This is a genomic window from Streptomyces kryoterrae (assembly GCF_054072135.1).
On the sequence record NZ_CM133358.1, the window covers coordinates 6462994 to 6483402 of the forward strand.

The window sequence follows — 20409 nt, forward strand, 5'->3', positions numbered from 1 at the left end:
CTCGCCCGCTTCTCGCCGACTACCCGGTCACTCCTCGGCGACTCAGATGGTGACCCCGTCCACCTGCAGCGTCTGCACCGCGCCCGCCGCGAACGGCACCGCCACCGTCTTGCCGCTCAGGTACCTGTCCGAGCGGGCCGTGTAGAGGTCGCCGCCGCCACCCGTCACCGTGTTCCAGCGCGGGACCAGACCGCCCGAGCCGCCCGTCACCGTGGTGAAGTTGCCGAGGTTGAAGGTCAGGGTCTGGGCCGACGTGGACGTGTTCAGGGCCACGATCACCAGGCGCTTCGCGCTCGCGTCGTACGCCGCCACCGCGTAGCTGACGCCCGTGTCGAGGATCGTCATGCCGGGACGGATGTGGCGGCTGAACTGCGCCATCACGTAGTGCTTCGTCTGGACCGTCGTCGGCTGGAGGGTGCTCGGGTCGTAGGCGATCATCGCCCAGCCCGCCGTCGGGTCCATGACCTGCCAGTACACCCAGGCCGTGGGGTGCAGCCAGCGGAAGTCGTAGAGGAGGTTCGACGCAAGGGTCAGGCCGGTCCCGTCCTTGTCGCCCGTCTCCGAGTTCCACAGTTTCTTGCCGGACGTCGTCACCACGTCCGTGTAGAGGAGGTCGCGGCGGCCCCCGGAACCCTGGTAGCCGTGCACGTTGACCTGGTTCACCAGGGCCTTCGTCGACGATCCGAAGGCCGCCCAGGTCGAGCGGGCCACGTCGTAGTTCGTCTCGTCCGAGGCCGAGATCTTGACACCTGTCAGGCCCCGGGTGTCCAACTCGCTTCTCATGTACGGGAGTACGGCGGCCTGGACCGACGCGTCCATGTGGCAGCCCTCCTGCGTGCCGGTGGCCGTCCACCAGCTCGCCGAGGGTTCGTTGAACGGGTCCACCGTCGCGAAGTTCACGCCCCAGTTGTTCTTGGCGTACAGGGCCACGGCGGCCAGGTGCGAGGCGTGCTGGCGGTAGTTCCAGGTCTGGAGGTTGTTGCCGCCGCCCGAGGCGCCCGACGGGTTGTGGTTCGAACACATCCACCACATCGGCGAGTTGGCGAACAGTTCGGTGGTCGCGCCCCGCGCCACCGCCTTCGTCAGCATCGCCCGCTGCTTCGCGTCCGCCGACCAGTTCCAGGCCGAGGACGTGGGGTCCTCGTTGTTCCAGTCCTGCCAGTAGCCCTCGATCTGCTTGTACGCCGGGATGTTCGCCGACGCCGTCATGGTCGTGCCGCCCACGCTGTTCCAGCTGGACGCGCCGAGGTTGTAACGGGCGATGTTCAGGCCCAGGCCGGGCAGCGACGTCCCGTTGTACGTCACCGACTTGGTGGTGAAGAAGAGGTCCGCGAAGTCGTCCCGGGCGCCGAACACATTCGCCCACCAGGCGAGCGAGGTGCCCCAGCCTTCCCAAGTCCCGTACTTCGTCGCGGGGTTGACGGTGATGGTCGCGTCGGCCCGTGCGGTGCCCGTCGCCAGGGCGCTGCCGAGGACAGTGCCTCCTGCCGCGGCCAGCAGAGATCTGCGTCGGATCATGGCTTCTCCGTCCGGATTCTGACCTTCCCCGTTCATGCCAGAAGGAAGCATCAGGTGTGGTGCGTGGGGTTGTCGAGAGTTGTGACAGCGCTTTCTAAAACCATTGGGCAAAGGGGGCTCACAGGGAGGGGACGGACGGGGCCGGGGGCAGGCCTGGTGACTTCGCGAGGTCTGGCCTATGGTGCGGCCGACCCATGTGAGGGCGCGGAGGAGGCGTACGCATGCGGGCTCGGGCTCCGGTGATACGGCACCGCACACTCCGCCGGCGCGCCCTCCGCCGCCGTGCGCTGTGGAGCTGCGGCGAACTCCTCGTCACCGCCGGCACCGTCCTCGCGCTTCTCGTCGTCCACCAGCTGTGGTGGACCAACCGCCAGGCCGAACAGGGCGCGCGACGGGAGGTACGGGCGCTGGAGAAGGAGTGGGGCAACTCCGCGATTCCCGGCGGCAGTTCGGGGAACCCGACGATTCCGGAACGCGGCTCCGGCTCCTCCGGCTCCTCCGATCCTCCCGGGACCGCCCGCCGGAACGGCACCCGTCTCACCAACTCCAGCTCCTCCACGCCCAGTTGGTCCCAGGCGTACGCTATCCTCAGCATCCCCCGGCTCGGTCTCCGCGTTCCCGTCGCCGAGGGCGTCAGCAAGCCGGCCGTACTCAACAAGGGGTACGTCGGCCATTACCCCGGCACCCAACAGCCGGGCCAGGCCGGGAACTTCGCCCTCGCCGGGCACCGCAACACCCACGGCGAACCCTTCCGGTACATCAACCGGCTGCGGCGCGGGGACGCCGTCCAGGTCGAGACGGCCGACGCGGTCTACTCGTACACCGTCGACCGGGCGCTTCCGCAGACCTCCGCCCGGGACGACGGCGTGATCAGGGCCGTCCCCCGCTCCACCGTCAGGCCCGCCTACGGCTACCGCGCCCCCGGCTACTACCTCACCCTCACCACCTGCACCCCGGAGTACACGTCCCGCTACCGCCTGGTCGTCTGGGGCAAGCTCACATCGATGCGGCCCCGCTGAACCGAAACCGAGGCATCCTGTATAACGAACGGCAGGGCAGGCCAAGCAGTGGGCCGTGCGAGACAGATGCGAGACAGGTGTGAGACAGGTGCGAGAGGAGGGCGTGGGCATGATCCGTAGCTGGAGTCCGGTCCTGGTGACCCCGCGTACCGCCGCCGCGCTGTTCCTGCTGCTCATCGAGGTCGCGCTGCTCGACGCGGGCAGCCTCTCCGCCGCCGTCGCCCTCGCGGCGACCGCCGCCGCCGGCTCCGCGTTCGCCGCCTGCTCGCTCATCGTCTCGCGCTGCGCGCCCGCCGTGCCGCCCACCCGGGTCCGTACGGCCATCCGCGACCGGGCCCGTCGCACGGCCTTCCTGCCGCAACGGGACCCCGACGCCCGCGGCCGCACCCGCCCCCGCGCCCCCGGGCTCGCCCTCCCGACGACCATCGCGTAGGGCACGCAGCACCACAAACCTCTGTAGCGTGCCCCCGCGCGGGTCGTCCTGCCGCTCTCTCCTCACCCCCGGCACGACGAGACCCCTCGGAGGGCTCACCCACCCATGTCCACCTTCCTGTCCGCCTTCGCGGGCCTGGTCGAGCAGCTCGCCGACCTGCTCCAGCCCCTCTTCCACGCCTCCTCGGCCGCCGCCGCGATCATCCTGTTCACCGCGTTCGTACGACTCCTCGTGCACCCCCTGTCCCGTGCGGCGGCGCGTGGCCAGCGGGCGCGCGCCGCGCTGCAGCCGAGGGTCGCCGAGCTGCGGAAACAGCACGCGAAGGACCCCAAGAAGATGCAGCAGGCCGTCATGGCACTGCATGCAGAGGAGAAGGTCTCGCCGCTGTCCGGATGCTTCCCGAGCCTGTTCCAGCTCCCCGCGTTCTTCCTGCTCTACCACCTCTTCTCCAACCCGGAGATCGGCGGCCGGACCAACGGACTCCTCACCCACCAGCTCTTCGCCGCGCCCCTCGGTAAACGGTGGGCCGACGCGCTCGGAGCAGACGGGATCTTCGGGGCCGCCGGGCTCGTCTACCTCGGACTGTTCGTCCTTGTCGGCGCTGTCGCCACCTTCAACTACCGCCGTATGAAGCTGGTGATGGCGGCCAACCCGATGGCGGCGAACACCGCCGGTGGTGAGGCGGTGCCCGGGCTCGCGTCCGCCGCGAAGTTCGCACCCTTCATGTCCTTCCTCACACTCTTCTCCGTGGCCGTGATGCCGCTGGCCGCCGCGCTCTACATGGTCACCAGTACGACCTGGAGCGCCGTCGAGCGGGCGGTGCTGTACCGCTGGCAGCTCGCACCGGGGGCCGCGGGTTCCACTACGGGATCCCCCACCCGGTCCACTACGTGAACGGGTATTGCGGACCGGACGTCGACCTTGGACGATCGACCAGTCCTCCGATGAATGGTGACCGATGACTCAGGGCGTGACCGGGGGACGTAACCGAGGGAGAGAGCGACCATGAAGCTGCTGCGAGTCGGTACGGCGGGGTCGGAGCGGCCCGCGCTGCTCGACGCCGAGGGAACCCTGCGGGACCTGTCGGGACTCGTCCCGGACATCGACGGACCGCTGCTCGCCGACGACGCGGCGCTCGACCGGATCCGGGCCGCCGCCGACGCCGGTGAGCTGCCCGCGCTGGACGCGACCGGGCTGCGGATCGGGCCGCCGCTGGCCGGCATCGGCAAGATCGTGTGCATCGGGCTCAACTACCACGACCACGCCCGCGAGACCGGCGCCGAGCCTCCCTCCGAGCCGGTGATCTTCTTCAAGGCGGCGGACACGGTCGTCGGGCCGTACGACACGGTGCTCGTGCCGCGCGAGTCGACGAAGACCGACTGGGAGGTGGAACTCGCGGTGGTCATCGGACGTACGGCCCGCTACCTCGGCTCGCACGAGGAGGCGCTCGCGCATGTCGCCGGGTACGCGGTCGCGCACGACGTGTCCGAGCGCGAGTTCCAGCTGGAGCGGGGCGGCACCTGGGACAAGGGGAAGAACTGCGAGACGTTCAACCCGCTCGGGCCCTGGCTGGTGACCGCGGACGAGGTGCCCGACCCGCAGGGGCTCGCGCTGCGGTTGTGGGTGAACGGTGAGCCGAAGCAGGACGGGACGACCGCCGAGCAGATCTTCGGGGTCGCCGAAGTCGTTCGGTACGTCAGCCAGTTCATGACCCTGTACCCGGGTGACGTCATCAACACGGGTACGCCGGCGGGGGTTGCGCTGGGTGCGCCCGAGCCCAAGCCGTTCCTCAGGGCCGGGGATGTGGTCGAGCTGGAGATCGAGGGGCTCGGGCGGCAGCGGCAGGAATTCAAGGACGCGTAAGGGTTCTGACGGGTTGTTCGGTGGCTGCGGGCCCGTGGGGGCTGGTCGATCCCCCACTCTCGGCTTCGTTCGAGCGGGGGGACCCCCATCGCGGCGCAGCCGTAGACGGGATCAGCCCCGCGCCCCTCAGGGCGCCCCTGTCGGCGGGCGCGTCCCGCGCCACCGAGGCGATCAGCTCCCGCAGCCTGGCCACGTACAGCCGCATGTTCTTCGACGCGATGTCCGTGTCCGGATAGCGGGCCGCGAACTGGAGGCCCTCGTGGAGACGGGTGATCCAGGCGCACACCTGGTCGCCGTACGACACCCGGATCAGCCCGTACGCCTTCAGGTCGTCCCACCTCTCCGAGCCCGCGATACCCCGGGTGTCGACGAACGAGACGATCGAGTACAGGTCCGGTGAGGTGGGCCGGAAGTCGGAGCCCAGGAGCTTCAGCACCCGGGCGATGGGCATCCTCGACAGGGGCCGCTTGGCGCGCAGCGCGGTGCGGACCAGGTCGAGCGCGCCGTCGAAGTCCGACACCTGGCCCACCGGGATCTCGATCGGCGCGCCGCCCACGTACCAGCCCACCGAGTCCGACCACTCCGACCTGGCCCGGGTGTGGAAGGGCACGACGGTTCGGTACACCTGCTGGCCGCTGATCTCCCGCACGATGAGGGCGGTGGCCGCCAGGATGCCGGTCATGCTGCCGCCGTACGGACGGCAGTACGCCTCGAAGGCCGCCGCGTCCGCGTCGTCCGTGAGCCACTCCCGCATCAACTTCTGGGTGGGGAGCGGCCCTTCGGGGTCGAGGCCGAGGTCGACGGGGAAGTTCGGCAGCCTGCCGTCGCACCGGGCGATGAACTTCCGCCAGTCGGCGACGATCGAGTGCGTCTCGTCGATGCCGTCGGCGTGCGTACGCTCGCTCGCGCAGAAGTCGACGTAACTCGCGACCGGCGCCGTGTCCACCGTCCTGCCGTCGAGGGCGGCCGTGTAGAGCTGGTGGATCTCGTGGGGGATGCGGAAGATCGAGTACGAGTCGACGTTGGTGTGGTCGAACGCCAGGTAGACGCTGGTGCCGGTGTCCCGGACGACCGCGCTGTAGATGAAGTTCGGCCAGGTCAGCGCGTCCGCCGCGATGTCGAACCGATCCTGCAGATAGCGCGACAGCACCGCCCCGTCCCGGAAGTCACCGACATCCTCGCGGTGCAGGACGACGTCCTCGGCGGCGAGCGTGAAACGCCGCAGCTCGTCGTCGGCACTGCTGTTGTCGGGAGAGCTGTCGGGAGACCCGGGCGGACCCTCCACCCAGCGGAAACCGCTGCGCAGCGTCTCGTGCCGCAGCGTCCAGGCCCGCAACGCGCCCTGGAGGACGTCGAGATCGACCCGCCCGGGGATGTCGAAGGCCGTACCGAGCCACGTCGGCACGAACAGGCCGTCCTCACGCACCGTTCGCGCGGTGCGGACGTGGGCCTCCTGTACGTACGCGGGTGGGCGGGTGTCCTCCGGCAGTTCGGCGACGTTTTCGACGGTCGTCGGATGCAGGGTCCAGGTCACGAGGTGTCCGGGCCGGATCTCGCAACGGTGGATATCGGTCAATCGCACGGGACTTCTCCGTTCGCATGCGTGTCACCGGGCTCCTGGATCTCGCCCGATGGCACGTGCAGACAAACGACCGGATGCATCCGGAGGAAACGCTACCCCTTCAGGGCTTCAGCAGGGCGGCCAGCCGGCGCCAGCCGTCGCGGGGGAGTGTGCCCCTGGGCTGGTCCTCGATGACCTGGAGGGTGACATGGTCGGCGCCCGCCGTGTGGAAGGCGTCGATCCGCTCACGGATCCGGTCCTCGCTGCCCCAGGCGAACACCGCGTCGACGAGACGGTCGCTGCCGCCGTCCGCGATGTCGTCCTCGGTGAAGCCGATGCGCAGGAAGTGGTTCGTGTAGTTCGGCAGGGTCAGATACATGGCGAGGGTGCCACGGGCGGTCGTCCGGGCCCGGTCCGGGTCCGTGTCCAGTACGACCTTCAACTCCGGTGCCAGCAGCGGGGATTCACCCAGCGCTGCACGGGCCTGCGCGGTGTGCTCGGGAGTCACGAGGTACGGGTGCGAGCCGGCGGCGCGGTCCCGCGAGAGCTCCAGCATCTTCGGGCCGAGCGCGGCCAGCACCCGGCGTTCGGCGGGCTGTCCGGCCGCGTCCAGGGTGTCGAGGTACTCGACCATCGAGGCGTACGGGCGGCGGTACCGGTCCGCCATCCCGGCGTGGCTCACCCCGAGGCCGAGCAGGAAGCGGCCGGGGTGGGTCGCCTCCAACTCCGCGATACCGGACGCCGTTTCGGTGGCGTCGTACTGCCAGATGCTCTGGATGCCGGTCGCCACGACGAGCCGCGAGGTCGCCTCGACGAGCGGCACCGCGTGCCGTACGCCCGGGCTGCCGCCCAACCAGAGGGCGCGGAAGCCCAGTTCCTCCAGCTCGGCGGCGGCCTCGGCGCGCTCGGTGCTTCCCTCGGGGTCCTCCGAACGCAGCCCGGAACTCCAGATGCCGTACCGTCCGACGGTTTCCTTCAGCGAGCCGACCTGTGACGCGCTGACCTGGTTCATCGGTTCTGCGTTCCCTCCGAGTCCGGATGCCGTGCCGTGGCTCACTGAAACGGAGGGTCCCTCGGGATAATTCCCGTCACATGTTGAGGGGCGTCATGCCTTGAGGAAGATCTCCAGCGCCTCTACGACCATGCGGTGGTCCTGGAGTTGCGGCAGCCCCGACACCGTCACCGATCCGATCACGCCGACGCCCTCGACGGTGATCGGGAACGAGCCGCCGTGGGCCGCGTACGTGTCGGGGTCGAGGCGCGAGTCGTCCTCGAACGTCGTGCCCTTGGCGCGGAAGCGGGCGCCCACAAGGTAGGAGGGGGCGCCGTAACGCTCCACCACCCGGCGCTTGCGGTCGATCCAGGCGTCGTTGTCGGGGGTCGAGCCGGGCAGGGCGGCGTGGAAGAGCTGCTGGCCGGCCCGGTGGATGTCGACGGCCACCGGCGCCTGCCGTTCCCGCGCCAGCTCCACCAGCAGCGAACCCAGCGCCCACGCGTCCTCGTACGAGAACTGCGGGAACACCAGGTGCCGTTGCTGTGCTTCGAGTTCCTCGACGCTCGGGGTGAGTTCGGGCGCGATGCGCGGCCCGAGGGAGGGCTGTCCGCCCGCCTTGTGGCCGCCGGTCCTCTGACTGGTCATCGCAGGGTCACCGTCACCTTCTCGTTCGCGGAACGCCGGGCCGCTTCGAGCACGTCGAGCGCGGCTGCCGCCTCCTGCGCGGTCACCGGGTTGGGGCCGCCGTCGCGCAGGGTCGCGGCGATCGCAGAGTAGTACTTCTCGTACGAGCCGGGCAGTGTCGGCTCCGGCCGCCCGCCACCCGTGAGCGGGGACTCTCCGGCCCCGACCCGCCCCCACATGCTCTCGGGTTCGAGCCCCCAGCCGGCGTCCCCCGGGCGCCCGCCCGCCTTCAGGGCGTCCTCCTGTGGATCGAGGCCGTACTTCACGTACCCGGCTCGCGAGCCCAACACGCGGAAGCGCGGGCCGAGTTGGGCGGTGGTCGCGGAGACGTACAGGTGGGTGCGGACACCGCTCGTGTGGGTGAGCGCGATGAACGTGTCGTCGTCGGCCTCGGCGCCCTGGCGGCGGATGTCCGTCTCGGCGTACACGGAGTCGACGGGGCCGAAGAGGACGAGTGCCTGGTCGACGACGTGGCTGCCGAGGTCGTACAGCAGTCCGCCGAACTCCGCCGGGTCGCCGGACTCGCGCCAGCCGCCCTTGGTCTGTGGCCGCCACCGCTCGAACCGGGACTCGAACCGCCATACGTCACCCAGCTCGCCCTCGGCGATCAGCTTGCGGAGCGTCCGGAAGTCATGGTCCCAGCGGCGGTTCTGGAAGACGGAGAGGAGCAGTCCCTGCTGGTCGGCGAGGGCGGCGAGGTCACGCGCCTCGGCCGCCGTGCCCGCGACCGGCTTGTCCACCACGACCGGCAGGCCGGCCTTGAGAGCGGCGGTGGCCAGCGGGACGTGCGTCTTGTTCGGGGACGCGATCACGACCAGGTCCAGCTCGTCGGCCCGGGCGAACAGCTCGTCCGGGCCGGCGGCGATCCGTACGTCCGGATACGCGGCGCGGGCCTGGGTCTGCCGCTCGGGGTTCGACGTGACGACCGTGTCGAGGAGGAGGCCCTCGGTGGCGGCGATCAGCGGGGCGTGGAAGACGGAGCCCGCGAGGCCGAAACCGACGAGGCCGAGACGGAGGGGGGCACCGGACGTGCGGGTCATTCCAGTCGTACCAGTCATGCCGTCCACTTTCGCAACGCTGTTGCCAAAGTGCAAGCGCCGGGGACAATGGTTCCCGTGCCGCATCATTCCGGGGGCTGCGACGCGGGCGGATCTCGCCGCGGGCCCCGGCGCCCCGGGTTTCCGGGAGGAAAGCAGGTCAGTCGGCATGACCTGCACGGACATCGTGAGGCGAACAAGAGTGAACCGGACGAACGCCACCGCCAACGGCACCGCCGCGGCCCCCGGGGTGAACCTGCCGGCCCTGCGCAGCCACAACGCCGCGCTCGTCCTCGACCTTCTGCGCACGGCGGGCGCCGAGGGCATCAGCCGCCTCGAACTGGCCGAGCGGACCGGTCTGACCCCCCAGGCGGTCAGCAAGATCACCGCCCGCCTGCGCACCGAGGGCCTCGCCGCCCAGGCGGGCCACCGCGCCTCGACGGGCGGCAAGCCGCGCACGGTACTCCGCCTGGTACCGGAGGCGGGCCACGCGGTGGGCGTTCACCTGGACCGGGACGAGGTGAGAGCGGTGCTGGTCGACCTCATGGGAACCGTGGTGGGCGAGCGCCGAGCCCCACTGGACCTGGGCGCGGGCGCGGACGCGGTGATCGAGGGGGTGGCCGGCGAGGTCGAGGCGCTGCTCGGCTGGGGGCCCGGGAGGGGCGAGGCGTTGCTTGGCGGGAGGTCGGGGGAAGTCGAGGGGCTGCTGAGCGGGCGACCCGGGAGGAGCGAAGTGCTGCTCGGTGAGGGGCGGGGGGCGAGCGAGGTGCTGCTCGGTGAGGGGCCGCAGGAGGTCAAGGCGCCGTTCGATGAGGGGTCGGGGGCGAGCGGGGCGCTGCTTGCGGGGTGGCCCGGGAGGGGCGAGGGGCTGCTCCACGAGGGGCCAGCCGAGGGCGAAGACCTGCTCGGCGGCGGGTCGGCGGCGGGCGAGGTGTCGTGCGGGGAGGCCGAGGCAGTGCCTGCCGGGCGGCACGGCAAGGGTGAGGCGCTGCTCGGCGGCGGGTCTTGGGAGGGCGGGGCGGATGACGGGACCGGTGGGCCGGGGGCGGGAGTGCGCGTGCTGCTCGGCGTCGGGGTTGCCCTCCCCGGCCCGCTGGATCACGCCCGGGGTGTGCTGCATCGCGTCACCGGGTTTCCCGAGTGGGACGGGTTTCCCTTGCGGGACGCGTTGGTGCGGAGGCTCGGGGTGCCGGTCGCCGTCGACAAGGACACCAACGCCGCCGCGCTCGGGCTGGCGGTCGGGGGTGAGGGCGGGTCCTTCGCCTACCTCCATCTCGGTACGGGTCTCGGGGCCGGCCTGGTGATCGGCGGTGCGCTGCACCGGGGGACCCGGACCGGTGCGGGCGAGTTCGGGCACCAGGTCATCCAGTTGGACGGACCCCCGTGCGGCTGCGGCGACCGTGGCTGTATTGAGGCGCTGTGTCTCGGTGCGGTGGCCCGCGGCGACCTGGACGAGGCGGCCCGGGTGCTCGGCGCCGGCGCCGCGAACCTCGTGGGGCTGCTGGACATCGACCGGGTCCTGCTGGGCGGCCGTACCGTCGCCGCGGAACCGGAACGGTTCGTACGAGGCGTCGCCACCGTTCTCGCCGCACGCGCCCGGCGTGCGGGCGCCGAGCGGGCGGTGCCCGTACGGGTCGCCCCCGGAGGGGCGCGCGGAGTGGCCGAGGGCGCGGCCCAACTGCTTCTCGCGCCGCTGTTCGGACGGGCCGAGGGGTAGGGGTGGCGGGACCGCCGCCCGTTCAACTCCCTCGGCATCTTTCGGCCTCCCGCCACCTCCCTGCCAACTCCCTCGCCTCGGGAAACTCCGTGGGATCAGCCGCCCACCCCTGCGACCCTTCAGCCCATGACCGCACGCAGCCGGCGCCGGCGACCCGCCCGCAGACTTCCCCGGCACCGGGCCTGGCCGCTGACCACCACCGACGTCAACGAGTCCCTCGGTGAACTCGCCGATCAGGTAAAGGACTTGGACTTCCTGACCGGGCCCGGCAGCGGGACGATCGTGCTCGGAGCCAGGTGGCTCGCCCCCGAGTCCCGCACCTACGGCCGGGGCATCCACCCGGACAGCGTCGGCTTCTCCGTGGACGTCCACCCGGTGGACGCGGCTGATCGCGCCGCCATCCGCGCCCTTCTGAAGGAAACCGCCCTCCCGCAACTCCACGCCTGGATCACGCAGGGCCTCGCCGCCCCCGAGACGTGGCGCCAGACCTCCCACGTCCACTACTGGCACCTCACCGACGGCCACCTCACCCACGCCGACGAAAAGGTGTGAACCACCGCCGCATCCGCCGATCGGGCGCATTCGCGAGCCCGTTCGGGGCGTAGCCCCGCAGACCCCGGAGCGGTGCCGCCCGCCTACCCGACCGCCCCGGCATGGTCATGTGTTCATGCGACTGTGTACCTGCGTGACCACGACCCTCGCCGCGACCATGACCGCCGCCACTCTCCTCGCCGCACCGGGAGCCCAGGCCGCCTCGGCCCCCGCGGCCACCTGCGCCACCACCCCCACCGACCGAGCCTTCCCCCTCACCACCCGCATCCACGGCGGGCCCGCCGCCTACGAAGCCGGTGGTGAGCACCGGACCTGGCGCCTCGACCTCACCAACAACACCGCCCGCACCTGCACGGACATCCACCCTGTCCTCGTACTCGTCGACGAACGCCGTGCCCTGACGACGGCTCAGCCGCGCCTGGAGTTCTACGACGGGCACCACCCCCGCGCCCACCCCGTGCGGTTCGAGGCCACCGACGCCGACGAGACCATCGGCGTGTTCGACGGCGACGGGTTCCCCGGGTTCACCGTCGGGCCCGGGCAGACCGTCTCCGTGCGGGTGAGGCTCGCGATCGGCGCCGGAGCGGTGGCCAACGACGTCGTCGCCAACGCCGCCGTGGTCCAGCGGCACGCCGGCGACGGCGACTGGGTCGGCCAGTCCAACGACTACCGCTTCCACGTCGTCGCCCCCGCCCCCGCGCCCACTCCCGCCTCCTCCGCCGCCCACCCGGCGTCGTCGGCCCGTCCCGTACCCGGCGTACGAGATGGTCTGCCGCCGCGCCTCGGCGAGCTCGCCGGCACCGGTCGTCACGACACCGCTCTCCGCCTCGCGGGCATCTCCCTCGCTCTCGTGCTGACCGGCGGCGGAATGATGCTGCTCGCCCGGGTCCGACCCCTGGGGCGGACATAAACCGGCCATTCCCCCAAGATCCGGGCTGTGACAGGCTGGGCACACGCGGCATCTCGTACGCGTGTACGGCAACGCAGTGCAGGAGCAGGAGACCGGACATGGCAGACCGCAAGCCCATCGACTCGTGGCTCACCGACATGGACGGTGTGCTCATTCACGAGGGCGTGCCGATCCCCGGCGCCGATGCCTTCCTCAAGAAGCTGCGCGAGTCGGGCAAGCCCTTCCTGGTGCTCACCAACAACTCGATCTACACCCCGCGCGACCTGCACGCCCGCCTGCGCCGGATGGGCCTGGAGGTGCCCGTCGACAACATCTGGACGTCGGCGCTCGCCACCGCCAAGTTCCTCGACGACCAGCGCCCCGGCGGGACCGCCTATGTCATCGGCGAGGCCGGCCTGACCACCGCGCTGCACGACATCGGGTACATCCTCACCGACCACGAGCCCGACTACGTGGTGCTCGGCGAGACCCGTACGTACTCCTTCGAGGCCATGACCAAGGCCGTACGCCTGATCGAGGGCGGCGCCCGTTTCATCGCCACCAACCCGGACGAGACCGGCCCCTCCACCGAGGGCCCGCTGCCCGCGACCGGCGCGGTGGCCGCGCTGATCACCAAGGCGACCGGCCGGAAGCCGTACTTCGCGGGCAAGCCCAACCCCCTGATGATGCGGACCGGGCTGAACGCGATCGGCGCCCATTCCGAGACCAGCGCGATGATCGGCGACCGCATGGACACCGACGTCCTGGCGGGCATCGAGGCCGGGATGCAGACCTTCCTGGTGCTCACCGGCCTGACCGGCCCCGACCAGGTCGAGAACTTCCCGTACCGCCCGTCCAAGATCGTCAACTCCATCGCGGACCTCGTCGACCGCGTCTGAGCCGGCCCCGCTTCGGGTACGCCTCCAAACCACTCGCAACCCGTACGGAGCAGCCGTACCCGCTCCGGAGATGCGGACCGGGGCCCGGAGGAGGAGTCTCCAGGTGTCTGGAGGTTCACGATGGGTTCCATGAGACTCACTCTCTGTGCCGGTGCCGCGGTCGCCGCCGCGCTCATCCCCGCACCCGTGGCGTTCGCCGCCGGCGGGGGCATCTCGGTGACCCCGTCGTCCCCGGTGCCCGGCAGCGACCTACGGCTGGTCGTGCGCGGCTGTACGGGGAAGACGGGCACCGCGAAGTCGGAGGCCTTCGTCGCCGATGTGCTGCTCGCGGCGCAGGGGGAGGACGGGGCGCTCGTCGGCGGGTCCCGCGTCCGCTCCTCGCTCTCGCCGGGCACGTACGACGTCACGGTCGGGTGCGGCGGGCAGGAGGGCAAGGTCAGGGGCGTGATCGCCGTGACCGCGAAGGGGGCGGACGAAGGGGCCGGCAAGCCGTCGTCCGCCGCGCCCTCCCGTCCGGCCGCCTCGCCCGTCGCGCCTGTGCCCGCCGGTGGTGGCGGTGCGGCGGAGGAAGTGGCCGCAGCCGAGGCCCGGGGCGCCGGCCCCGGCACCGGGCAGACGGTGGTCGGTCTCGTTCTCGCGGGTGTGGCGGCGATCGTCGTCGCGGTGCGCGGGATCCGCCGGGACCGTGGGAGGGACTAGCCGCCATGTCCGACGACGACCGCGAACGACCCCCCGGCAGCGGACGCCTGACCATGGGCGTGGCCTGGGCGCTGCTGCTCCTCGGGCTGTGGCTGTGGGGCCGCGAGATGACCGACGTACGCCAGGGCGTATCCGCACCGACCACCGGCGACATCGCCGCGGTCGGCCGCCCCCCTGACCCCGAACTCCCGCCCGCGCACGAGCCGTTGAGCGGCGCCCTGCCGCAACGCGTGGACATACCCGAACTGGGCGTGCAGGCCCCGGTGGTGGCCCGCGGGCTCGACCGGCGCGGCGCGATCGACCCGCCGCCCTTCGACCAGGCGGGCGTCGTGGGCTGGTACGGGTCCGGCACCCGGCCCGGCGCCGCCGGCACCGCGCTGCTCGTCGGGCACGTCGACACCAAGACCCGGCCGGCCGTCTTCTACAAGGTCAGCACCTTGCGGCCGGGCGCGACGATCCGCGTCACCCGCGCCGACGGCAAGGTCGCCGAGTTCACCGTCGATGACGTCCGGGTCCTGCCCCGCGACCGCTTCGACGCCCAACAGGCCTACGGCACACGACAGTCGGGCCGCGCGGAACTCCGGCTCATCACCTGCGGTGGTACGTTCGACCGGGCTTCCCGCACCTACACGGCGAACGTGATCGTGTCGGCGTATCTGACGGGCACAGCCGTCTGAGCTCGTCCGCCCGCCACGTCCCCCCGGCCCCAACCTGCCCGGTCGACGAATCGCTCCCCCCAGAGCCGTCGACCGGGCGGGTCCTCGACCGCGGGCGCACGGGTTGCGGGAGTAACCCGGCGACCGGCGCGGGAGGTCGGTACCCGTCCCTGAAAAACGCGGACGGTGAACTGTTGGCCGAGGGCTGGGGCCGTCTGAGACGACTGTAGAACGGATGAGCGCCCAGGCCTAGAGGCAGTTGACGTGAAGTCCCGGTCCGGTGGCTCTGTGTTATCCACGCAGGTAGTAGATAGTTCTACGAGCTGCTCCACTGTCGCGGTTCACACCCGGCGTCACGACTGCCAGGCCCTCGTCTACCCCGGCCGAACACGCTGTAACAGGTAACCGACAAGGCACTGGCGACCTCGTGGGTGCTCGGCCACCTATGTCAGGATTGAGGCTTACGACACTGCATCCAGGGGGGACCAGGACAGTGCATTCGAGGGGGAGTTCGATGTTCGGCAGTAGGGGGGCGACCTGGGGGCGGGCGTCCGTGGCGGTGCTGGGGGCGGCACTGCTGTTCACCGGTTGTTCCGGGTCCTCCGACAAGGGGGACGGCGACGAGCCGGGCAAGGAGGCGGAAGCCCGGATCACCCAGCAGCCCAAGGGGACCAACCCGTTCTGGGTGAACCCGGACGGCAACGCCGCGGAACAGGTCGCCGCATACGTCAAGGACGACAAGACCACCGACGCCGAGCAGATCCGGAAGATCGCCGAGCAGCCGACCGGCGAGTGGATCAGCCCGGAGAACCCGGAGGCGGAGGCCCGCGGCTTCACGGAGGCCGCGCAGAAGGCGGACCGCTCCGCCCTTCTCGTCCTCTACAACATCCCGCACCGCGACTGCGGCCAGTACTCCAGCGGAGGCGCCGCCGACGGCGACAGCTACCGCGCCTGGATCGACGGCGTCGCCAAGGGCATCGGCGACCGCGCCGCCACGGTGATCCTGGAACCGGACGCGATCCTCCACCTGGTGGACGGCTGCACCCAGGACGAGTTCCACGAGGAGCGGTACGACCTGCTGAGCGGCGCGATCGGCACGCTGTCGGCGCTGAAGAACACGAAGGTGTACCTGGACGCGGGGAACGCGGGATGGACACATCCCGACCAGATCTTCGAGCCCCTCAAGTGGGCGGGCATCGACAAGGCGGACGGGTTCTCCGTCAACGTGTCCAACTTCTACTCGACGGCCGAGTCCATTGCCTATGGCAAGGAGCTGTCGGCGAAGGTGGGCGGAAAACACTTCGTGGTGGACACGTCCCGCAACGGGAACGGGCCCTATACCGGGGGCGAGACGGACGAGAACTGGTGCAACCCTCCCGGGAGGGCGCTCGGGGAGGCTCCGACCGTGAAGACGGCTGATCCGCTCGTTGACGCGTATCTGTGGGTCAAGCGACCGGGGGAGTCCGACGGCGAGTGCAAGGGCGGGCCCAAGGCCGGGCAGTGGTGGGCCTCGTATGCGTTGAAGCTGGCGAAGGCGAGTAAGTGACTACGGGGGTGGGGGGCTGCGCGTTGTCGGCTGCGGGCCGTGGGTGGCTGGCCGCGCCCACGCGGCGGAGCCGCACATGTCAGAGCCCCGCGCCCCTGGACATGACCGGGCGCCCTTCCTTGGAAGGGCGCCCGATGTGATGCCTCTCAAGGCACCTTGACCCACTGAGCCTTGCTCGGTGTGCCCTGGTCGTCCGTCACGAAGAGCATGTACCAGCCCGATTCCACCAGGTTCCGGTTCTTCGGGACCGTCACCGTGATGCTGTCCTTCGTCTTCTTCAGGTCGAGGGCGATGGAGCGCTGGTCGACGTCCGTGACGTGCGTCGAGGCGCTCGGGCGGATCAGACGCGCCGCCTTGATCGTGGACGCGTGCTGGGACGTGAAGGTGCCCGACCCACCGCGTGCGATCGTCTGCGGGCCCCCCGACAACGAGGGCTGCGCGTCGTGGTACAGGTACGGCGGCGTGTAGATCTCGATGCGCTGTTCGAACTTGCCCGGCTTGGTGTCGGCCTTGTCCGCGTACAGGGAGTCAGACCCGAAGAACATGACACGGCCGTCGGGCAGCAGGATCGAGCCCGAGTGGTAGTTCCGGCCGACCAGCGGGTCGGCGACCCTCCTCAGCTTGCCGGTCTTCGCGTCGTACATACGGGCCTGGAGGATGTTGGAGGCGCCACGGCCCCGGTAGTCCTCCGAGCCGCCCGAGATCATCACCGTGTCGTCGGGCAGGATCGAGTACTGCGGGTACCGCGTGCCCTTCTCCAGGGACGGCCCGTCCGTGAACTTCGGGTTGGCCGCCAGGAGGTCGATCACGCGGGTCTTCTTGCTGGAGAGCTTGGACTCGCCGACCCCGCCCCCGCCGATCACCATGTACTTCTCGTCCTGCGCCGGCGGCAGCAGCACCGTGCCGGCGGTCTCCAGCATGTTGGGGTCGCCCAGACCCTTCAGCTTGGTGAACTTGTCGGTCGCCACGTCCCAGACGCCCGGGTCACGGCCGACGTCGTCGGGGCCGTAGCCCGCGTTCGCGCCCGAGTAGAACATCTTGCCGTTCTGCATCAGCGAGATCGCCGGGTACGTCGGGAACTGGCGCGTGTGGGACGTGTACGTCCACTTCTTGGTCTTCGGGTCGTACGTCTCGTTCTTGCCCGGCACCAGCTGGCCGATGTCGTCCAGGCCGGAGAGGCTGAGGATCCTGCCGTCCGACATGGTGGTGAGCGTGGGATACCAGCGGGCCTCGTTCATCGGGTCGACCTTGATGTACTTCTCGGCGACCGGGTCGAACTCGTAGGCGTTCCGGATGCCCTGGAAGTCCTTCTTGTCCAGGGCGAGCTTCTCGGCGATGCCGTACGTGTTGCGGGAGTCGGCGCCCGACAGGCCCTGCACGCGGTAGTTGTCCTGCGTACCGGTCTCGTACTTGGAGCCCTTCTTCTGCGCCTCGACATAGATCCGGCCGAGCCCCGGATCGTTGCGCAGGAACGCGCCCGTCGTCTTGTCGAAGACCTTCGTCGCGCGCTCCACGACGACCGGGTCCTTCGACACGAACGTCTTGCCGGTCTCCTTGCCGGTGAACTTGGTGCCGGCGGGCAGGGTGATCGGCTTGTCCGGGTTCTCGTTGTGGACGACCATCAGGCCACCGGCCTTGGTGACGTCACCCTTCAGCTTCTCGTACCGCTTCGTACCGCCCGCGATCAGCAGATTGCCGTTGGCGAGCTGCGTGTGGCCGGTGCAGAACAGGTCGGCGGGCGTGGGGATCTTCTTGATCGTGCCCTTGACCGGGTCCCAGATGCGGGTGTCGAACTTCTTCGCGTCGAAGTTGTCCGCGTTGTTGCCGGAGCCCGCGACGAGGAGCACCTTGCCGGTGTGCAGCAGGGCCGCGTGGATGGTGTTCTGCCGGTACTTCTCCGGGAAGTTCACCACCTCCCACTTGCCGTTGTCGGCCTTGTACTCCGGTCTGTTGATCTTGTAGTCGTGGTACTTCTCGGTACTGAAGCGGTACACCCACGGCCCGTTCATCCCCGCCAACGCGAGGACCACCGCCGTGCCTATCGCGAGTCGACGGGCGCGGCGGCGGCCTGCACGGTCTGTCATTCCTTACGTCCCCCAAGTCCACCAAGGGCGATCTGCATGGTCTGGTCGTTGCCCTCGCCCCCTACGCTGCCCTCGCCCGTCCCGCCGGATGCGGCCCACTGGGGCTTGTGCTGCGGCGCGTGGGTGGAGTGGGGGGCGTGTGGGGCGTGCGATGTCTGCGGGGCGTGCGGCGCCTGTGGTGTCGGCTGGGCCGGCACGAACGGCTGCGGCGTGGGCACGGCGTCCTGCGGTTCGGCCGGGCCGGCGGCGAGCTTCTTCTTCTCCTGGCGCAGCATGAGCCGCCAGACGACCATCGGGGTCGCGGTGATCCCCGTGGCGAACGTCGCCCAGATGATCATCGCGGGGTGCGCGTGCCCGAGGACGAAGCCGGCCACGATCGAGCCGCCGAAGATCAGGATGAAGTACCAGTGGTAGCGGAAGGTTCCGAACCAGCGGTCGGGGCTCGCCGAGTCGCCCTTGGGCGTGACCACGAACTTGCTCTTGCGCCGCAGCGCCGAGTCGATCAGGGCCTTCGCGTAGAGCGGCGCGGACAGCGCCGACATGACCATGCCCGCCACGCCGCCGGAGCCCTCCGGCTCGTGCGGGGAGACGTTGTGCCGCCGGTTCCAGATGTAGAGGCCGATCTGCAGCGCCGAGGCGTTGCCGTAGAGCATCAGCCACACGGTCGGGTCGATGTTCACGCCCGAGGCGCCCAGGCCCAGGAACAGCGCGCAACTCAGCGCCGCCAGGATCCAGTTGAGGGCGGACATCGGGTAGAAGATGATCATCATCGTGTAGTTGAAGAGCTTGCTCGGCGGCAGCGAGTACCAGCCCTTCCAGTACTGCTTGAGGATCGTCTCGTACGTCCCCCGTGACCAGCGCATCTGCTGGGTGAAGAAGTCCGTCCAGGCACTGGGACCCTCACCGACCGCGAGCACGTCCGGCGTGTAGACCGAGCGCCACTTCTTCCCGGTCGCCGGGTTCTTGTGGCGGTGGATCTCGAAGCCGGTCGCCATGTCCTCGGTGATCGAGTCGTACAGCCCGCCGATCTGCTTCAGCGCACTGATGCGTACGGCGTTGCTGGTCCCCACGAACATCGGCGAGCCGTAGGCGTTGCCGGCCCGCTGGATCAGCGCGTGGAAGAGGAACTGCTGCGACTCGGCGGCCTTGGTGACGAAGTTGTCGTAGTTCCCGTACACCTGCGGACCGATGACGAAGCCGATGTTCGGGTCCCGGAAGAAGCCGAGCATCCGCTCCAGGTAGTTGGGCAGCGGTACGTGGTCGGTGTCGACGGAGGCGAAGAAGTCGTAGTCGCCGCCGTGTGCGTCGAGCCAGGCGTTGTAGTTGCCGTGCTTCGTCTTCGCGCGGTGCGGGCCCTTGGGCTGGTTCCACTTCGCGACGCCCTTGCGGGAGAAGTGGTGCACGCCCAGACGGGCGCAGACCGCCTTCACGTCGGCGTCGTCGCCCTCGTCCAGCAGCCAGACATGCATGAGGCCGCGGTGCCGGATTCTCACCGCGGCTTCGAGTGTCTTCGTCACCATGTCCAGCGGTTCCTTGCCGGGCACGAAGGAGGTGAGGAAGGCCACTCTCGTGCCGGTCTCGGGCACCACCGGGATCGGGTCGCGGGCGACCAGCGTGGCGTGCGCGTTCGACAGCACGTTCAGGCAGCGGAACAGCTCGATCAGACCGATCGAGACAAGCATCACGATGTCGAGCGCCGGCAGGAAGTCGAAGGCCGGGTAGTCGCGCTCCGTCCAGTGCGCGGGCTGGAGCAGCCACACCAGCAGGACGATGGAGAGCAGCGGCGCCGCACCCAGCATCAGCGCGGCCCGTATGCGGTGCGGCTCCTGCGAGAGCAGCGACCGGTACTTGACCGTGTACGGCTTGGTCGGGTCGGGCTGTGTGAGGGGTCCGGCCAGTCGGCTGTAGTGCTCGTAGTCGTACTTCGGCAGGCTCTTCTTGATCCGGCGGAAACCGCCGGTCCGGTTCGACGGCAGCCTGAGCTGGGCCGTCTGTGATGAGTCGAAGTTATGCCGGGCGCCCGTCGGCGTCATGAGTCTTCCCCCCACACGCGGACAGTCGCGTGTCTGCTCGGTTCTTGTGCGTCCGCTGGGCCCCCCTCGGCCGTCACAGACGCATCAGTAATGGACCTCTGCCCCCACGTCATCCGTAATCCACACTCTATAGACATGGAAGAGTGCCCTTCCGGTTGCACTGATGCCCCCCTCGGCATCGGTTCACGAACGGGGCCCCATCCCCGTGCCGACGCAACCGGTCCG

At 70.1% G+C, this 20409-nt stretch carries 18 protein-coding genes; 11 read left to right on the forward strand and 7 right to left on the reverse strand.

Features of this window, described 5'->3' with window-relative positions; genetic code table 11:
- Positions 1-42 precede the first annotated feature (42 nt).
- A complete protein-coding gene (locus tag ACW4TU_RS28720) occupies positions 43-1518 on the reverse strand; it encodes a glycoside hydrolase (protein ID WP_457417699.1) in 1476 nt (491 codons plus the stop codon).
- Positions 1519-1739: 221 nt separating this feature from the next.
- On the opposite strand from ACW4TU_RS28720, the gene ACW4TU_RS28725 reads away from it, so the two are divergent.
- The 4 genes from ACW4TU_RS28725 to ACW4TU_RS28740 all read left to right on the forward strand — a co-directional run bounded on the left by ACW4TU_RS28725 (position 1740) and on the right by ACW4TU_RS28740 (position 4833).
- Positions 1740-2537, forward strand: coding sequence for a class E sortase (locus tag ACW4TU_RS28725; RefSeq protein ID WP_457417701.1), 798 nt, complete (start codon positions 1740-1742; stop codon positions 2535-2537).
- Between the two features lie 109 nt (positions 2538-2646).
- The gene (locus ACW4TU_RS28730; protein WP_457417703.1) at positions 2647-2970 is read left to right on the forward strand and encodes a DUF6412 domain-containing protein; all 324 of its coding nucleotides are present in this window, start codon (positions 2647-2649) and stop codon (positions 2968-2970) included.
- A 117-nt stretch (positions 2971-3087) separates the two neighbouring features.
- A complete protein-coding gene (locus tag ACW4TU_RS28735) occupies positions 3088-3864 on the forward strand; it encodes a YidC/Oxa1 family membrane protein insertase (protein ID WP_457430358.1) in 777 nt (258 codons plus the stop codon).
- A gap of 111 nt (positions 3865-3975) precedes the next feature.
- Positions 3976-4833: a fumarylacetoacetate hydrolase family protein gene (locus ACW4TU_RS28740; RefSeq protein ID WP_457417705.1), complete on the forward strand. Its 858-nt coding sequence runs from the start codon at positions 3976-3978 to the stop codon at positions 4831-4833.
- Here ACW4TU_RS28740 and ACW4TU_RS28745 read toward each other — a convergent pair.
- The 4 genes from ACW4TU_RS28745 to ACW4TU_RS28760 all read right to left on the reverse strand — a co-directional run bounded on the left by ACW4TU_RS28745 (position 4820) and on the right by ACW4TU_RS28760 (position 9112).
- On the reverse strand, positions 4820-6415 hold the full coding sequence (locus ACW4TU_RS28745; protein WP_457417707.1) for a condensation domain-containing protein: 1596 nt from the start codon (positions 6413-6415) through the stop codon (positions 4820-4822). The genes ACW4TU_RS28740 and ACW4TU_RS28745 overlap by 14 nt on opposite strands.
- Before the next feature lie 100 nt (positions 6416-6515).
- On the reverse strand, positions 6516-7406 hold the full coding sequence (locus ACW4TU_RS28750; RefSeq protein WP_457417709.1) for an LLM class F420-dependent oxidoreductase: 891 nt from the start codon (positions 7404-7406) through the stop codon (positions 6516-6518).
- Between the two features lie 93 nt (positions 7407-7499).
- Entirely contained in the window at positions 7500-8033 is a 534-nt protein-coding gene (locus ACW4TU_RS28755; protein WP_457417711.1) for a heme-degrading domain-containing protein, read from the reverse strand.
- A complete protein-coding gene (locus ACW4TU_RS28760; protein WP_457430359.1) occupies positions 8030-9112 on the reverse strand; it encodes a Gfo/Idh/MocA family oxidoreductase in 1083 nt (360 codons plus the stop codon). Before ACW4TU_RS28760 ends, ACW4TU_RS28755 begins: the two co-directional genes overlap by 4 nt.
- Before the next feature lie 199 nt (positions 9113-9311).
- On the opposite strand from ACW4TU_RS28760, the gene ACW4TU_RS28765 reads away from it, so the two are divergent.
- The 7 genes from ACW4TU_RS28765 (at position 9312) to ACW4TU_RS28795 (ending at position 16067) form a co-directional block, all read left to right on the forward strand.
- Complete coding sequence (locus tag ACW4TU_RS28765) at positions 9312-10826, forward strand: ROK family transcriptional regulator (RefSeq protein WP_457417713.1); 1515 nt, start codon at positions 9312-9314, stop codon at positions 10824-10826.
- 126 nt (positions 10827-10952) lie between these two features.
- The gene (locus ACW4TU_RS28770; protein WP_457417715.1) at positions 10953-11378 is read left to right on the forward strand and encodes a hypothetical protein; all 426 of its coding nucleotides are present in this window, start codon (positions 10953-10955) and stop codon (positions 11376-11378) included.
- 133 nt (positions 11379-11511) lie between these two features.
- Complete coding sequence (locus tag ACW4TU_RS28775; RefSeq protein WP_457417717.1) at positions 11512-12288, forward strand: hypothetical protein; 777 nt, start codon at positions 11512-11514, stop codon at positions 12286-12288.
- A gap of 98 nt (positions 12289-12386) precedes the next feature.
- Positions 12387-13166: an HAD-IIA family hydrolase gene (locus ACW4TU_RS28780; protein WP_164313164.1), complete on the forward strand. Its 780-nt coding sequence runs from the start codon at positions 12387-12389 to the stop codon at positions 13164-13166.
- A 120-nt stretch (positions 13167-13286) separates the two neighbouring features.
- A complete protein-coding gene (locus ACW4TU_RS28785) occupies positions 13287-13865 on the forward strand; it encodes a hypothetical protein (protein ID WP_457417719.1) in 579 nt (192 codons plus the stop codon).
- Between the two features lie 5 nt (positions 13866-13870).
- Positions 13871-14542: a class F sortase gene (locus ACW4TU_RS28790; RefSeq protein ID WP_457417721.1), complete on the forward strand. Its 672-nt coding sequence runs from the start codon at positions 13871-13873 to the stop codon at positions 14540-14542.
- A 493-nt stretch (positions 14543-15035) separates the two neighbouring features.
- Positions 15036-16067 carry a glycoside hydrolase family 6 protein gene (locus ACW4TU_RS28795; protein WP_457417723.1) on the forward strand — a complete coding sequence of 344 codons (1032 nt, stop codon included), beginning with the start codon at positions 15036-15038 and terminating at the stop codon, positions 16065-16067.
- 146 nt (positions 16068-16213) lie between these two features.
- Here ACW4TU_RS28795 and glxA read toward each other — a convergent pair whose 3' ends face one another.
- Entirely contained in the window at positions 16214-18151 is a 1938-nt protein-coding gene (glxA, locus tag ACW4TU_RS28800; RefSeq protein ID WP_457417725.1) for a radical copper oxidase GlxA, read from the reverse strand.
- Positions 18148-20184, reverse strand: a complete 2037-nt coding sequence (locus ACW4TU_RS28805) for a glycosyltransferase family 2 protein (protein ID WP_457417727.1) — start codon at positions 20182-20184, stop codon at positions 18148-18150. Before ACW4TU_RS28805 ends, glxA begins: the two co-directional genes overlap by 4 nt.
- Positions 20185-20409: the final 225 nt, after the last annotated feature.

Bases quoted from the DNA above. Each gene is read 5' to 3' on its own strand.
- ACW4TU_RS28720 (WP_457417699.1), bottom strand. From the start codon at position 1,518: ATGATCCGACGCAGATCTCTGCTGGCCGCGGCAGGAGGCACTGTCCTC.
- ACW4TU_RS28725 (WP_457417701.1), top strand. From the start codon at position 1,740: ATGCGGGCTCGGGCTCCGGTGATACGGCACCGCACACTCCGCCGGCGC.
- ACW4TU_RS28730 (WP_457417703.1), top strand. From the start codon at position 2,647: ATGATCCGTAGCTGGAGTCCGGTCCTGGTGACCCCGCGTACCGCCGCC.
- ACW4TU_RS28740 (WP_457417705.1), top strand. From the start codon at position 3,976: ATGAAGCTGCTGCGAGTCGGTACGGCGGGGTCGGAGCGGCCCGCGCTG.
- ACW4TU_RS28750 (WP_457417709.1), bottom strand. From the start codon at position 7,406: ATGAACCAGGTCAGCGCGTCACAGGTCGGCTCGCTGAAGGAAACCGTC.
- ACW4TU_RS28755 (WP_457417711.1), bottom strand. From the start codon at position 8,033: ATGACCAGTCAGAGGACCGGCGGCCACAAGGCGGGCGGACAGCCCTCC.
- ACW4TU_RS28760 (WP_457430359.1), bottom strand. From the start codon at position 9,112: ATGACCCGCACGTCCGGTGCCCCCCTCCGTCTCGGCCTCGTCGGTTTC.
- ACW4TU_RS28770 (WP_457417715.1), top strand. From the start codon at position 10,953: ATGACCGCACGCAGCCGGCGCCGGCGACCCGCCCGCAGACTTCCCCGG.
- ACW4TU_RS28780 (WP_164313164.1), top strand. From the start codon at position 12,387: ATGGCAGACCGCAAGCCCATCGACTCGTGGCTCACCGACATGGACGGT.
- ACW4TU_RS28785 (WP_457417719.1), top strand. From the start codon at position 13,287: ATGGGTTCCATGAGACTCACTCTCTGTGCCGGTGCCGCGGTCGCCGCC.
- ACW4TU_RS28790 (WP_457417721.1), top strand. From the start codon at position 13,871: ATGTCCGACGACGACCGCGAACGACCCCCCGGCAGCGGACGCCTGACC.
- ACW4TU_RS28795 (WP_457417723.1), top strand. From the start codon at position 15,036: ATGTTCGGCAGTAGGGGGGCGACCTGGGGGCGGGCGTCCGTGGCGGTG.
- glxA (WP_457417725.1), bottom strand. From the start codon at position 18,151: ATGACAGACCGTGCAGGCCGCCGCCGCGCCCGTCGACTCGCGATAGGC.
- ACW4TU_RS28805 (WP_457417727.1), bottom strand. From the start codon at position 20,184: ATGACGCCGACGGGCGCCCGGCATAACTTCGACTCATCACAGACGGCC.